This is a genomic window from Methylopila jiangsuensis (assembly GCF_027922305.1).
Classification (GTDB): Bacteria; Pseudomonadota; Alphaproteobacteria; order Rhizobiales; family Methylopilaceae; genus Methylopila; species Methylopila jiangsuensis.
This window is the reverse complement of the sequence record NZ_BSFK01000016.1, coordinates 551608-564824: the sequence shown is the minus strand read 5'-3', so window position 1 is coordinate 564824 and position 13217 is coordinate 551608. Positions and strand designations below refer to the sequence as shown.

General features: G+C 72.9%; 13 protein-coding genes. 4 read left to right on the top strand and 9 right to left on the bottom strand.

Annotation, left to right across the window (positions count from 1 at the left end; all coding sequences use genetic code 11):
- Nucleotides 1-295 precede the first annotated feature (295 nt).
- Entirely contained in the window at nucleotides 296-751 is a 456-nt protein-coding gene (locus PKE85_RS15510; RefSeq protein ID WP_271205670.1) for a Ros/MucR family transcriptional regulator, read from the top strand.
- 71 nt (nucleotides 752-822) lie between these two features.
- Here the strand turns inward: PKE85_RS15510 and PKE85_RS15505 are convergent, their stop codons facing one another.
- Both PKE85_RS15505 and PKE85_RS15500 read right to left on the bottom strand, forming a co-directional pair.
- Complete coding sequence (locus tag PKE85_RS15505; protein WP_271205669.1) at nucleotides 823-1638, bottom strand: arylamine N-acetyltransferase family protein; 816 nt, start codon at nucleotides 1636-1638, stop codon at nucleotides 823-825.
- Entirely contained in the window at nucleotides 1638-2183 is a 546-nt protein-coding gene (locus PKE85_RS15500) for an NADPH-dependent FMN reductase (RefSeq protein ID WP_271205668.1), read from the bottom strand. The genes PKE85_RS15505 and PKE85_RS15500 overlap by 1 nt, the downstream gene beginning before the upstream one ends.
- A gap of 86 nt (nucleotides 2184-2269) precedes the next feature.
- On the opposite strand from PKE85_RS15500, the gene soxR reads away from it, so the two are divergent.
- The 3 genes from soxR to PKE85_RS15485 all read left to right on the top strand — a co-directional run bounded on the left by soxR (nucleotide 2270) and on the right by PKE85_RS15485 (nucleotide 5680).
- Entirely contained in the window at nucleotides 2270-2731 is a 462-nt protein-coding gene (gene soxR, locus PKE85_RS15495; RefSeq protein ID WP_271205667.1) for a redox-sensitive transcriptional activator SoxR, read from the top strand.
- A 172-nt stretch (nucleotides 2732-2903) separates the two neighbouring features.
- Complete coding sequence (locus PKE85_RS15490) at nucleotides 2904-4280, top strand: M16 family metallopeptidase (protein ID WP_271205666.1); 1377 nt, start codon at nucleotides 2904-2906, stop codon at nucleotides 4278-4280.
- A 68-nt stretch (nucleotides 4281-4348) separates the two neighbouring features.
- Nucleotides 4349-5680 (top strand): M16 family metallopeptidase, encoded by a 1332-nt coding sequence (locus PKE85_RS15485; RefSeq protein WP_271206079.1) that lies wholly within the window; start codon nucleotides 4349-4351, stop codon nucleotides 5678-5680.
- A 109-nt stretch (nucleotides 5681-5789) separates the two neighbouring features.
- Here the strand turns inward: PKE85_RS15485 and hemH are convergent, their stop codons facing one another.
- The 7 genes from hemH to PKE85_RS15450 all read right to left on the bottom strand — a co-directional run bounded on the left by hemH (nucleotide 5790) and on the right by PKE85_RS15450 (nucleotide 13199).
- Complete coding sequence (hemH, locus tag PKE85_RS15480) at nucleotides 5790-6848, bottom strand: ferrochelatase (protein ID WP_271205665.1); 1059 nt, start codon at nucleotides 6846-6848, stop codon at nucleotides 5790-5792.
- 77 nt (nucleotides 6849-6925) lie between these two features.
- Nucleotides 6926-8002 carry a dTDP-glucose 4,6-dehydratase gene (gene rfbB / locus PKE85_RS15475; protein ID WP_271205664.1) on the bottom strand — a complete coding sequence of 359 codons (1077 nt, stop codon included), beginning with the start codon at nucleotides 8000-8002 and terminating at the stop codon, nucleotides 6926-6928.
- Between the two features lie 66 nt (nucleotides 8003-8068).
- Nucleotides 8069-9064, bottom strand: a complete 996-nt coding sequence (locus tag PKE85_RS15470; RefSeq protein ID WP_271205663.1) for a nickel/cobalt transporter — start codon at nucleotides 9062-9064, stop codon at nucleotides 8069-8071.
- Between the two features lie 2 nt (nucleotides 9065-9066).
- Nucleotides 9067-9723 (bottom strand): DUF1007 family protein, encoded by a 657-nt coding sequence (locus PKE85_RS15465; protein WP_309299082.1) that lies wholly within the window; start codon nucleotides 9721-9723, stop codon nucleotides 9067-9069.
- Between the two features lie 68 nt (nucleotides 9724-9791).
- Entirely contained in the window at nucleotides 9792-10487 is a 696-nt protein-coding gene (locus tag PKE85_RS15460; protein ID WP_271205661.1) for a DUF1045 domain-containing protein, read from the bottom strand.
- Nucleotides 10484-11623 carry an alpha-D-ribose 1-methylphosphonate 5-triphosphate diphosphatase gene (locus PKE85_RS15455; RefSeq protein WP_271205660.1) on the bottom strand — a complete coding sequence of 380 codons (1140 nt, stop codon included), beginning with the start codon at nucleotides 11621-11623 and terminating at the stop codon, nucleotides 10484-10486. Before PKE85_RS15455 ends, PKE85_RS15460 begins: the two co-directional genes overlap by 4 nt.
- Nucleotides 11624-11696: 73 nt before the next feature.
- Nucleotides 11697-13199 (bottom strand): gamma-glutamyltransferase, encoded by a 1503-nt coding sequence (locus PKE85_RS15450; RefSeq protein WP_271205659.1) that lies wholly within the window; start codon nucleotides 13197-13199, stop codon nucleotides 11697-11699.
- Between the last annotated feature and the right edge of the window lie 18 nt (nucleotides 13200-13217).

Below are 13217 nucleotides of genomic sequence, written 5' to 3'. Positions count from 1 at the left end.
GGCGTACTCCTGAGGATATATCGGCGATCAGAGCTGGGACGCCACGAGTATGGACGATTTGTTCGCCGTGACGCGAGCCAAAAGAACAGCCTGGGGAGCGGGTTTTTACGCCTCACCTCGCCCATAGGAGGCGATCGGCCGCCGATGCGCCGTCCACGGGCGCCCGCTGTGCTGCCTCCGGGAGGCCCTATAGAGCGTTTGTGGTTATTTTGTTTACGTATGATTACTGTTTCGTCTTGCCAAAGACGCCGAACAGGATCAGTTCTTTCGAGAGTGAAGAGGAGACTCAATCAATATGACTGATGAGACCGATTTCGTGACGCTGACCGCCGATGTGGTCAGCGCCTATGTGAGCAACAATTCGGTCGCCGCGGCCGATCTGCCGACGCTGATCCAGACCGTCCATGGCGCGCTGACCTCCGCCGCCACCGGCGCGACGAAGGAGCCGGTGGTGGAGCTCACTCCGGCGGTGCCGATCAAGAAATCGGTCGGCCCCGATTTCATCATCTGTCTTGAGGACGGCAAGAAGTTCAAGTCGTTGAAGCGTCATCTGCGCACCGCCTACGACATGACGCCGGCCGATTACCGCGCCAAGTGGGGCCTGCCCGCCGACTATCCCATGGTGGCGCCGAACTATGCCGCCGCCCGCTCCGAACTCGCCAAGAAGGCCGGTCTCGGACAGCAGCGCAGCAAGGCCGCGGCCCCCGCGCCGACTCCCGCCAAGCGCGGCCGCAAGCCCGCCGCCGCCTGACGTCGAAGCCGGGCCCCCGCCCCCGATCACGGCGCTCCCCCGCCGCGCCGTGATCGTCTTCGTCCCGGCCGTCACGCCGCGGCCGCCGTCGCCTGCGCGAACAGGTCGCGCCATTCCGGCTGCGGCGCGAGGCGAAACAGCTCCGGCAGCGCGGCCTCGATCTCGGGCGCGGTCAGCCGCCGACGCTCCTCGCTCCCGTCCGCCCTCCGCACCGTGAGGCGATCGTCGAACAGGGCGTAGCGCTCGGTCTCCGCCACCCGCGCCACCGCGAAGGCGCGGCGGAAGAACGACTGCGGGTGGGTGGAGGTGAACCAGTTGGCGATCTCCACATCGGCTTGCGCCTGCGGCTCCAGCGACGCCGAATAGAGCGGCGCCCAGCCGTCGCCCTCGGCGATCGACAGCGCGATCTCGCGCCCGTCCGGCGCCAGACGGAACGTCCCGAGCCGCGTCTGTTGCGGGCCGCGCGCGTCGAGGCGCAGCGGCGCGGCGGGGACCAGCGCGCCGAAGCCCGCGTCCACCAGATAGCGCCCGCCTTCCGCCTCCACCGAGAGCGTCATGTGGGTGCGTCCCGGCCGGGGCGTATCCGGCCCGCCATGCATGGTGACGCGGGCCAGCAGGGCGTCGACGCGGAAGCCCAGCGCCTCCAGCGCGCGCTTCAGCAGGCCGTTCTGCTCGTAGCAGTAGCCGCCCCGGCGCGCATTGATCAGCTTGGCGTCCACGCCTTGCGGCGAGACGTCCACCACCCGGCCAAGCCGGGCCTCGATGGCCTCGAACGGGATCGCGGCCAGATGGCGGCGGTGCGTCTCGGTCAGAACCGCGAGGGTCGGCGCGCGAGGGCCGTCATAGCCGATGCGGGCGAAGTAGGCGTCGAGGTCGAGCGCGGCCATCACGCGGCCTCCGTGAAGATCTCGGCCGAGCGCGCGGCCTTGAGCGCCTCGCCCCACCAGCGCAGCCGCCCCAGCATGCGCCCCATGGCGCGACGCGGCCGCTCCGGCTCCAGCATCCGGCCGGCGCCGTCGAAGCGGTTCCAGGCGTCCGGCAGCGCGACGCTTTCCGCGACGCCCACCACATGCAGCTCCGCGAACACCAGCCGCAGCTGCTCCACCGCGCGCAGGCCGCCGGACAGCCCGCCATAGGAGACGAACGCGGCGGGCTTCGCGCCCCATTCCACGTCGGCGGCGTCGATCAGCGCCTTAAGCGGCGCGGCGAAGGAGTGGTTGTATTCGGGCGTCACCACCACGAAGCCGTCGGCCCGCGTGAGGGCCTCCCGAAGCGCCGGCTCGTCGTCGAGCGCCGTGCGCGGGTCGGTCACTTCGGTGGTGAAGCCTCCGGCGCGGCGGATCTCCGCCTCGGCCCAGGAGCCGACGGCGTCGCACAGCCGCCCGGGCCGGGCGCTGCCGTAGATCAGGGCGAGATGAAGGGGCGTTCTCATAGGCGCGCTCCGTGCTTGCGTCCGCTGGAGCGTCACGTCATAAAACCTCAAGTTAGGTTGAGGTCAAGCGCCAAAGGGCACGCCCCATGACGACCGCTCGCGCCCGCGCGCCGAAACCGGAGCTCACCGTAGGCGAACTCGCCCGCCGCAGCGGTGTCGCGGTCTCGGCGCTGCACTTCTACGAGGCCAGGGGGCTGATCTTCTCCCGCCGCAACGCCGGCAACCAGCGGCGCTACCCGCGCGAGACCCTGCGCCGGGTGGCGGTGATCCGGGTGGCGCAGAAGCTCGGCCTGCCGCTCGCCACCATCGGGGCTGCGCTCGCCGAACTGCCGGAGGCCCGCGCCCCGAGCGCCGCCGACTGGGCCGCGCTCTCCGCCCGCTGGCGCGCGGACCTCGACGCCCGGATCGCCCGGCTGACGGGGCTCCGGGACGATCTCGACGGCTGCATCGGCTGCGGCTGCCTGTCGGCCTCGGTCTGCCCCTTGCGCAACCCGGACGACCGGCTCGGCGCGGAAGGGCCCGGCGCACGACTGCTCGCGCCCGACTGAACCTTGCCGCGATTTAACGGCTCTCACCCGCTCGTGACGCGCCCTTGCGCTCGAAGCCGGCGGCGTGCACGGCTATATGAGGACCTTATCCGGGCTTTTTCGGCCCGCGCATTTTCACGCCAGACTCGCAGGTCTCATGTTCAGACGCTTGCTCGGAGGTTTCGCCGCAACCATGGCCGCCGCCACCTTCGCCGGATCGCTCGCCGGCCTCACCCCCGCGCCCGCCCAGGCCGATCCCGCCCGCGTCTCGGGCCCGGAGGTCGCGTCCTTCACGCTGGAGAACGGGCTCGAGGTGGTCGTGATCCCCGATCACCGGACGCCGGTGGTGACGCACATGATCTGGTACAAGGCGGGCTCCGCCGACGAGCCGCGCGGCGTCTCCGGCATCGCGCATTTCCTCGAACACCTGATGTTCAAGGGCACCGCGAAGCATCCGGCCGGCCAGTTCTCCAAGACCGTGGCCGAGCTCGGCGGGCAGGAGAACGCCTTCACCTCCTACGACTACACCGCCTATTTCCAGCGGGTGGCGAAGGAGCACCTGAAGACCGTCATGGGCTTCGAGGCCGACCGCATGACCGGGCTGCAGCTCACCGACGAGGTGGTGAACCCGGAGCGCGACGTGATCCTGGAGGAGCGCCGCTCGCGCATCGACGGCGATCCGGGCTCGCAGCTGTCCGAGGCGGTGGCTGCCTCGCTGTTCGTGAATCACCCCTACGGCACGCCGATCATCGGCTGGGAGCACGAGATGGAGAAGCTCTCCCGCGCCGACGCCATCGCGTTCTACGAGCGCTTCTACACGCCGAACAACGCCATCCTGGTGGTGGCCGGCGACGTGGAGGCCGACGAGGTGCGCCGCCTCGCCGACGACACCTATGGCAGGATCGCCCGCCGGGCCGACGCCGGCCCGCGCCAGCGCCCGACCGAGCCCGAGCCCCGCGCCGCGCGCCGGGTGACGCTGTCCGATCCGCGCGTGACGCAGCCTTCCATCTCCAAGCAGTTCCTGGCGCCGTCCTACGAGACCGCCGCCGGCCACGAGGCCTATGCGCTCGATCTCGCGGCGCAGATCCTCGGCGGCGGCGTCACCAGCCGCATCTATCAGGCGCTGGTGGTGGAGAAGGGCGTCGCGGCCAGCGCCGGCGCCTGGTATCAGGGCGACGCGCTCGACGACGGCCGCTTCGCAGTCTACGCCAGCCCGCGCGGCGACGCCGGCCTGAAGGAGGTGGAGGCCGCGCTCGACGAGACCGTGGCCCGCTTCGCCGCCGAAGGCCCGTCCGAGGCCGAGCTCGCCCGCGCCAAGACCCGGCTGATCGCAGACACCATCTACGCCCAGGACAGCCAGGCCACGCTCGCGCGCATCTACGGCGCCTCGCTCGCCACCGGCGGCGCCATCAAGGACGTGCTGGAGTGGCCGGATCGCGTCCGCGCCGTCACCGCGAACGAGGTGCGCGACGCCGCCCGCGCGGTGCTGGTGGCGCGCCGCTCGGTCACCGGCGAGCTTCTGAGCGCCAAGGCGGCGCCCGCCGCCCCCGCCGCCGAGGCGCGTCCGTGATCGCCCGCATCGCTTCGCTCTTCCGCCGCTCCCCCTTCTCCGCCGCCAAGGACACGATCGCCGCCATCATGGTCACCGCCGCCACCCTCGCCGTCTCCGCCCCCGCCCGAGGCGCCGACATCCAGCGCGTCGTCACGCCCGCCGGCGCGGAGGCCTGGCTGGTGCAGGAGAACGCGGTGCCGCTGGTGGCGGTGGAGATCGCCTTCCGCGGCGGCTCGGCCCAGGACCCGGACGGCAAGGAGGGCCTCGCCAGCCTGATGTCGACGCTGTTCGACGAGGGCGCGGGCGAGATGAGCGCCTCCGCCTTCCAGCAGCGGCTGGAGGAGACCGCGATCGAGCTGTCCTTCAGCTCCAACCGCGACGGCCTCACCGCGAGCCTGCGCACGCTGCCCGAGAACATCGACGAGGCGTTCCGGCTGCTCGGCCTCGCCCTGTCGAAGCCGCGCTTCGACGACGACGCGGTCAACCGCATGCGGGGCCAGCTCTCCGCCCAGATCCGCCGCAACGCGCTCGATCCGGACGACCTCGCCGGGCGCTCGTTCTTCGCCGCCGCCTTCCCCGGCCACCCCTACAGCCGGCCGTCGCGCGGGACCGTGACCAGCCTCGCCGCCGTCACCCGCGACGATCTGGTCGCGGCCCACAAGCGGCTGATGGCGCGGGACAATGTGGTGATCGGCGTGGTGGGCGCCATCACGCCCGAGCGGCTCAAGGGTCTGGTGGACGGCGCGCTGGCCGGTCTGCCGGAGAAGGCCGGTCTGAAGCAGGTGCCGACCGTCGCCCCCGCCGGCGCCGGCCGCGCCGAGGTGACCGAGCTCGACGTGCCCCAGACCTCGATCATCTTCGGCCGCCCCGGCCCGCTGCGGGACGACGACGACTTCATCGCGGCCTATGTGGTGAACCACATCCTCGGCGGCGGCACGTTCTCGTCGCGGCTGTTCAACGAGGTGCGGGAGAAGCGCGGCCTCGCCTATTCGGTCTACAGCTACCTGCAGCCCTTCGACCACGGCGGCCTGCTGCTGGGCGGCGTCGCCACCCGCAACGACCGCGCCGGCCAGTCCATCGACCTGATCCGGGCCGAGTTCGCCCGCATGGCCAAGGACGGCCCGACCCAGGAGGAGCTGGACAGCGCCAAGCGCTATCTGATCGGCTCCTACGCGCTGCGGTTCGACACCTCGTCCAAGGTGGCGAACCAGCTCGTGCAGCTGCAGCTCGACCACCTCGGCATCGACTACATCACCCGCCGCAACGATCTGGTGTCGGCCGTGACGCTCGATCAGGTGAAGGCGGCGGCGCGGAAGCTGCTGGGCGACGGCTCGCTGCTGGTGGTCGCGGTGGGCAAGCCCGCCGGCCTCGACGGCGCCGAGACCCGCCCCGCGCCCCAGCCCGAAGCCCTGCGCTGACGAAAAACGCCGCCCCGAGGATCTCTCGCCGGGGCGGCGTCACAGCGAAGACAATCTTCCGGTAAATCCCGTCAGGCTTCCCGCCGGACGGCCTGCCCGACAGCGCGGCTCACAGCCAGCCCATCAACTCCCGCCGCACCACGTGCTCGATCACGCGCATGCCCTCGGGGCTGTCGTTCAGGCACGGGATGGCGGCGAAGTTCTCGCCGCCGTTGTGCGTGAAGATTTCAGCGTTCTCGCCGGCGATCTCCTCCAGCGTCTCCAGGCAGTCGGCGGTGAAGCCCGGCATGCAGACGGCGAGGTTCTTGACGCCCTGCTTCGCCAGCGCCTCCACCGTCTTGTCGGTGTAGGGCTGGAGCCACTCCTCCGGCCCGAAGCGGGACTGGAAGGTGATGCGGAACCGCTGCTCGTCGAGCCCCAGCGCCTCGCGCATCAGCCGCGCGGTCTTCTGGCACTGGCAGTGGTAGGGGTCGCCCTTGGCGAGGTAGGACTGGGGCACGCCATGGAACGAGGCCAGGATCACCTCGGGCTCGAAGGCGAGCTTGGCTAGCTCCGCCTTCAGCGAGGCCGTCGCCGCCTCGATGTAGACCGGATCGTCCGCCCAAGGCGGCGCCACCCGCAGCACCGGCTGCCAGCGCATGGTCTTCAGCGCGTCGAACGCCTTGTCGCACACGGTGGCCGAGGTGGCGGCGGCGTATTGCGGATAGAGCGGCACCAGCAGCAAGCGGTCGCAACCCTGCTTCTGCAGCGCCTCGATGCGCGAGGCCATGGACGGGTTGCCATAGCGCATGGCCCAGTCGATCACGAGCTTCGGCGCGGCGTCGGCGAGCGCGGCCGCGAGCTTTTCGGACTGGGAGCGGGTGATGGTGCGCAGCGGGCTCTCGTTGCGCTCCCTGTTCCAGATGGTGTCGTAGTCCTTGCCCTTCCGGCCTGGCCGGGTGGTGAGGATGATCCCGTTCAGCAGCGGCCACCAGATCAGGCGCGGGGTCTCGATCACCCGGCGGTCGGACAGGAACTCCTTGAGGTAGCGCCGCATGGACCAGTAGTCGGTCGCGTCGGGCGTGCCGAGATTGACCAGCAGGACGCCGATGCGCCCGCTCTTCACGGGCGGATGGTCGGCGGGCAGGCGGACGGCGCGCGGGTCGCTCGCAGGCGCGGGGGCGTTCATCGGACGGGGCGGACTCCACGAAAAGACGGCCGGAACATAGTCTTCCGCGCGCAAGTGTACAGACGTCAGGAGGCGGCTCAGGCCCCGCCGTTCCCGAGCCCCCGCCGCCGCAGGGCGTCGCCGTCGAGCAGCGGCTCCCACCAGCCGCGGTTGTCGAGATACCAGCGCACGGTCCGCTCCAGCCCGGCCTCGAAATCCTCCCGCGGCCGCCAGCCCAGCTCGCGGACGATGCGGGACGAATCGAGCGCGTAGCGGCGGTCGTGGCCCGGCCGGTCCGCCACGAAGCGGATCAGGCTCTCCCGGGGCGCGGCGGCCGGCGCCAGCCGGTCCAGCGCGGCGCAGACGGCGCGCACCACCTCGATGTTGCGCCTCAGGCCCGCGCCGCCCACGCCATAGGTCGCGCCGGGCGTGCCCCGTTCGAGCGCCAGCGCGAGCGCCCGGGCGTGGTCCTCCACATGGAGCCAGTCGCGCACGTTGTCGCCCTGGCCGTAGACCGGCAGTTCGCGGCCTTCGAGGCCGCGCAGGATCATCATAGGAACCAGCTTCTCGGGAAACTGCCGGGGGCCGTAGGTGTTGGCGCCGTGGGTCACGAGGACCGGCAGGCCGTAGGTGACGCCCCAAGCCCGCGCCAGATGGTCCGCGCCGGCCTTGGTGGCGGCGTAGGGCGAGTTCGGCCGGTAGGGCGCGGTCTCGTCGCAGACCTCGGCGCCGTCGAGCGAGCCGAACACCTCGTCGGTGGAGACCTGCAGCAGGCGGAACCCCGCCTGCTCCGCGGCTCCGAGCCCGCGCCAGAACCGCAGCGCCTCCTGCAGCAGGGTGAAGGCGCCCACGAGGTTGGTCGCCACGAAGGCGCCCGGCGCGTCGATGGAGCGGTCCACATGGCTCTCCGCCGCCAGATTGACGATCGCGGTCGGCCCGTGACGTTCGAGCGCCGCGCGGACCGCCTCCGCGTCGCGGACGTCGACCCGCTCGAAGGCGTAGCGGGGCGAGGCCTCGGCCGCGAGGAGCGAGCGCGGATTGGCGGCGTAGGTCAGGGCGTCGAGGTTGATCACCTCCGCCGCCGTGGCGTTCAGCAGGTGCAGGATCAGGGCCGAGCCGATGAAGCCCGAGCCGCCGGCGACGACGATGCGCGCGCCCTCGAAACGATCGGCCATGACGGAAGCCTCAAAGGCGCGGAATGCGGGAACGTTCCGCAGAAAGCGCCGGTCGGGCGCCCCGCGTCAACCCGCGCCGCTCGCCCCCGTGGCGAGCAGCCCCGCCAGCATGAGCGCGCCGAAAGCGAGCACCACAAGCGCCGCCAGCGCCTCGAAGCCGGCGACGATCGCCGCCCCCGGCCCCGGCCGCGCGGCGGCGAGCCGGAGCGCCGCCGCCTTGGCCCCCACTGCGAAGGCGGCGATGGCGGCCACTGTGAGCGCCGTGCCCGCCGCCATGGCGAAGGTGGCCGCGATCCCCGCCCAGGCGACGCCCTGAGCCATGGCGAAGGCCAGCACCACCAGCGCGCCGGTGCAGGGGCGCAGGCCGATGGCGAGCGCCGCCGCGACGCCCCGCCGCCAGTCGGGCCTGTCGCCCTGCACCAGCTTCGGGTCGACGCCATGCTCATGGGCGCAGTCCGGCCCGTGCACATGGGCGGGGAGGCCCCTGAGCGCACGGAGAAAGCCCGCGCCCTTGCGGAACGTGAGAACCAGCCCCACGGCGAGAATGGCGGCGTAGCTCGCCGCCTCCAGCCACCAGGTCGCCGCGCCGATCGCCATGCTGGTGGCGCCGATGACCACCGCCAGCAGTCCGATCGCGCCGATTGCGGTCGCCGCCTGCGCCAGCGCCGCCAGCGTGGAGAGCGCGACGCCCCGGCGCAGCCCCTCGCCGGTCGCGACCAGATAGGACGAGATCACCGCCTTGCCGTGGCCCGGCCCCGCGGCGTGGAACACCCCGTAAGCGAAAGAGAGCCCGGCCAGCGCCAGGAAGGCCGAACGGTCGGTCTTCACCGCCCGGATCGCCTCCGACAGCGAACGGTAGAACGACGACTGCCACGCGCCGATCCAGCCGAGGACCGTGCCGGCCTCGGGCGCGCCGCCGGGCCCATCTGGGCGGCCGACGCCGAACGGCCCCGCCGCCCCCTGCGCCGCCGCGTCGCCGGCGGCGAGCGCGAGCGCGAGCGCGCACAGGCCGAGCATGAGGGCGAGCGCCGACGCCCGCCGGCGGAATGCGATCCCGAGCACGGTCAGCGGCAGGAGACGGAGATGGCGTTGGAGAACTGGGCGCCGAAGTTGGAGCCCGGCGACAGGCCGGTGAAGAAGCTCTCGGACAGCGTCTTGCCGGCCGCCTCGCTCGGCGGCTTCGGCCGCTCGAAGTCCAGCGCGCAGCCCGCCGGCGCGTCGATGAGCTTCGCCGGCTGCTCCTGGGCGAACTCGAACGCCACGAAATAGGTCGGATCGTAGACCTCGACCTTCAGGGCCGCCCCCTTGTCCGGCGCGTCGGCCTTCACCGGCAGGGTGAAGCGCAGCGTCAGGTCCTTGCCGTTCATCTCGAGCCAGTAGTCCACCGGTTCGGCGAACGTGACCTTCTTCTCGCCGTTCTTCGAGAAGGTGAAGAAGCCGAACTCCTTCAGCGAGGTGACGTTGACCTCCGCCAGCGGCGCCAGCTCCTCCCGGCTCAGCTTGCCGTCGCCGTCGGCGTCGAGCCCCTGCGTCGCGAAGGAGGCGAACATCTCGTCGAAGGTCCAGGCGTGGCGGATGGCGCTCATGCGGCCGTCGGGCCCGTAGACGATCTCGCTGCGGGCCGTGACCCACACATGGGGATGGGCCGAGGCCGGCGCGGGGGCCAGCGCGGCGGCGGCGAGGCCGGCCGCGAGGCCGGCGGACAGGAGGCGTCGGGTCATGGCGGCCATCCTCTGCGAAACCGGCCGGCTTGTCGCCCGGCGATGCGGCCGAAACAGGGCCGGCGCGCTCACCCTGCGAACACGAAGCGGTCGACGATGCGGAAGCCGTGGCCGGGCAGGTCCTCCACGAACAAGGCGACGGCCTCGACCCGGATGGTGGCGAAGGCCACATGGTCGGCGTAGAGCCGGGACAGACCCTTGACCACCCGCGGCGCCAGCCCGTCCGCCACCGGCCCGGCCAGCGTCATGTGGAAGTGGAAGTCCTCGAACACGTAAGGGTAGCCCCAGCGCTCCAGCGCCGCCTTCTGACGTTCGGTCAGCGGCGCCTGCTGGCGGCGGGCCAGCTCCTCCGCGTCGGGAGCGGCGCGGAAGGGCTCGAACGCCTCCACGCAGGCGCCCGCGAGCGCGTCGAGTTCCGCGGAACGCCCGGAAGGCTGCAGCGCCACATAGGCGCCGAGGCGCGTCACCTCCAGCTCGGGCAGCGCGAAGGCCGCGCGCGTGGCGGCGAAGGCGCGGCCGGCGGCGACGAGATCGTCCTCGGTCACGCCGTCCTGCAGATGGAACGGCGCCTTCAGCGTGGCGTGGAAGCCGTAGCGGCGCGGGGCGGCGGTCATCGCCGCCCAGTCCGCCGGCGCGACGCCCTCCGGCGCGATCACCGGCGCGGAGCCGCCCGAGGCGGCGTCGTAGCCGAGCACGCCCGAACCGAAGGACCACAGCGGGCTCTCGGGGGCGGGGGCGTAATAGATGGCGTAACGGGCGGTCACATCACCCTCCGTCCGGCGACGGTCGCTTCACGCACCACGGGCGCGCCGCCGGCGAACGCCACGCGAATCAGGTCCGCCCGAAGGCCTGGCTTCAGCCGCCCCCGGTCGGCCAGCCCCAGCATGTCCGCCGGGCCGGAGGTGACGTAGCCGATCGCTTTCGCGAGACCCGCGCCGTCGTCGCCCCCGAGCCGCTCCACCGCCTGCAGCAGGCTCGACGGCACGTAGTCCGAGGACAGGGCGTCCAGCAGCCCCTCCTCCGCCAGCTCCGCCACCGCCACGCCGCCGGAATGGGAGCCGCCGCGCACCACGTTGGGCGCGCCGGCGACGGTGGCGAGGCCGGCGTCGCGCGCCGCGCGGGCGGCCTCGCGGGTGGTCGGGAACTCGGAGATGGCGCAGCCGTCGGCCCTGGCCTCGCTCACGTCCTCCGCCGTGGTGTCGTCATGGCTCGCCAGCGCCACGCCCCGGGCGCGCAGCAGCGCCGCCGCGGCCGGGCGGTTCATGGCCACATTGGCGCGGCCCACCTCCATGCGCTGGCGCAGCAGCTCGTCCGCGCCCTCGCGGGACAGGCCGCTGCCGGTCATGAAGCGGCGCAGGTCGTCCAGATTGCGCCATTGGCGCTGGCCGGGCGTGTGGTCCATCAGCGAGGCGAGCGCCAGGAGCGGCGAGCCGACCCGCGGCTCCAGCACCGGCATCAGCTCGGCGTCGGTCAGCTCGCAGCGCAGGTGCAGCCGGTGGTCGATGCGGAACAGGCCCCGCGCGACGCCCTGCTCCAGCGCGTCGATCATCTGGTCGAAGATCGCGCGGCGGTGGTCCTGCCCGCCGTCGTAGCCGCCGGCGCAGACCGCGTCGTAGACGGTGGTGACGCCCGCCGCCGCCATCTGGGCGTCATGGGCGAGCGCGGCCGCCAGCGGATTCGGCCAGATCACGCCCGGGCGCGGGAGAAAATGCTTTTCCATGTTGTCGGTGTGGACCTCGATCAGGCCCGGCGCCAGCAGGTCGCCGTCCAGGTCGATCGCGCCCGCCGCATGGGAGCGGCCCCCGGACACGTCGCGGATGACGCCGTCGCGATGGACCAGCGTGCCGGCGACGACCTCATGGTCGAGCGCCAGCCGGGCGTTGGTGAGAATGACGTCCATGGCCCTGCCGCAGAGTTCCGTCCGGCGCCGCTAGATAGACCCGCCCGGCCGGAAAGGAAACCGGCGCCGCCGATCATCGCCCCAGCGCCACCGCCCCGACGCGGGGGTCCGCCGCGGCCTCCGCCCGGCCCGAGGCCGAGAGGATCACCAGTCCGGCCGCAGGACCGTCCAGCGCGTCGCGGGGCTCCACCCGGTAGCCGAGACGGTCCAGCCTATCCGCGTCCTCGCCGTCGAAGCCGGGCTCGAGCCGCAGCGCGCCGCCCGAGACGCAAGCCCGCGGGGCCGTCAGCGCCGCATGCGCCGACCGGCCGAAGCGCCATGCCCTGAGCGCGACCTGCGCGCTCGCCAGCCCGTCCGCCGAGGCGAGCCCGAGACAGCGTCCGGCGGTCTCGATCAGCAGCGGCGCCGGCGGGCGGGGGGTGCGGGCGTAAGGCGCGAGCGCGTCGGGCGAGGCGGGATCGAGCGCGAAGGCCGCGCCGCGATTGTGCAGCAGCACGCCGGTCGCCTTCGACACGCAACCGGAGCCGAACAGGCCGAAGAGCCCCATGGCGCAGAGCGCCAGCCGCCCGGACGAATCGACCGCGGCCAGAACGACCTCGCCGCCGGGAGCCTCGTCCCCCAGCGCGGCGGCCCGGCGGAGGTCGAGGAGCCCGGCCTCTTCGTCGAACCTCTGCGGAGACAGCGGCCCGTCCTCCGCCAGCGCGCGCGACCGCGCGGCCGCCGCCAGAACCGCCTGCACGAAGCCCGCGTCGCCGTCGGACCTCGGCGGCGCGCGGTCGAGCAGCGCCAGCGCCGTCCTCAGCCGCCGCCCCGGCGCGAAAGCGAAACCCAGCGCGCGGTCCGGCCCCATGGGCTGAACCGCCGGCGCCGAGACCGTGGCGCGGCGGGCGCGCAGATCCTCGCGGGTCAGCGGCGCGCCCATGCGCTCCAGATCGGCGGCGAGCTCCCGGCCCACGTCGCCGTCGTAGACATCCGCGAGACCGGCGCGGGAGAGATGATCCAGCGTGTCGGCGAGCCGGGGCTGGATCAGCGGCGCGCCCGGCTTCAGCCGTTCGCCGTCCCCGTCGAGAAAGCCGCGGGCGAAGCCCGGCGCGGCGGCGAGATCGGGCGAAACGGGCGCGAGAGCCAGATCGTCGGAGACGGGAACGCCCTCGCGGGCGAGCCGCGCGGCTTCGCCCAGCAGCAGGTCGAGCGGCAGGCGCCCGCCCGCGGCCGCGGCCATCTCCAGCGCCACGCGCCAGCCCTCCACCGCGGCCGGCGCGGCGAGCGCGGCCCATGGCCCGGTCGCCGGGATGGCGTCGAAGCCCGCGCGCTCGTAGGCGCGGCGGTGTGCGCCGGCGCCCGCCCGGCCGCAGGCGTCGAGCGCGAAGACCTTCCCCGAAGGCTCCCGGATCAGCCACGCCGCGTCCGAGCCGAGCGCGGCCCGGTGCGGGCAGGCGACCGCGGTCGCCGCCGCCATGGCGACCACCGCCTCATGGGCGGTCCCGCCCTCCGCCAGCGCCATCCGCCCGGCTTCCGCCGCGGCGCGGTGCGGCGCGAGGACGACGCCCCGGTCCGATGTGGCCGTTTCGCTCATGCCGTCTCCCCGTGCTGC

Coding starts and splice junctions, on each gene's coding strand:
- PKE85_RS15505 (WP_271205669.1), bottom strand. CDS start 1,638: ATGGCCGCGCTCGACCTCGACGCCTACTTCGCCCGCATCGGCTATGAC.
- PKE85_RS15485 (WP_271206079.1), top strand. CDS start 4,349: ATGGTCACCGCCGCCACCCTCGCCGTCTCCGCCCCCGCCCGAGGCGCC.
- PKE85_RS15510 (WP_271205670.1), top strand. CDS start 296: ATGACTGATGAGACCGATTTCGTGACGCTGACCGCCGATGTGGTCAGC.
- hemH (WP_271205665.1), bottom strand. CDS start 6,848: ATGAACGCCCCCGCGCCTGCGAGCGACCCGCGCGCCGTCCGCCTGCCC.
- rfbB (WP_271205664.1), bottom strand. CDS start 8,002: ATGGCCGATCGTTTCGAGGGCGCGCGCATCGTCGTCGCCGGCGGCTCG.
- PKE85_RS15500 (WP_271205668.1), bottom strand. CDS start 2,183: ATGAGAACGCCCCTTCATCTCGCCCTGATCTACGGCAGCGCCCGGCCC.
- PKE85_RS15455 (WP_271205660.1), bottom strand. CDS start 11,623: ATGGACGTCATTCTCACCAACGCCCGGCTGGCGCTCGACCATGAGGTC.
- soxR (WP_271205667.1), top strand. CDS start 2,270: ATGACGACCGCTCGCGCCCGCGCGCCGAAACCGGAGCTCACCGTAGGC.
- PKE85_RS15490 (WP_271205666.1), top strand. CDS start 2,904: ATGGCCGCCGCCACCTTCGCCGGATCGCTCGCCGGCCTCACCCCCGCG.
- PKE85_RS15465 (WP_309299082.1), bottom strand. CDS start 9,723: ATGACCCGACGCCTCCTGTCCGCCGGCCTCGCGGCCGGCCTCGCCGCC.
- PKE85_RS15450 (WP_271205659.1), bottom strand. CDS start 13,199: ATGAGCGAAACGGCCACATCGGACCGGGGCGTCGTCCTCGCGCCGCAC.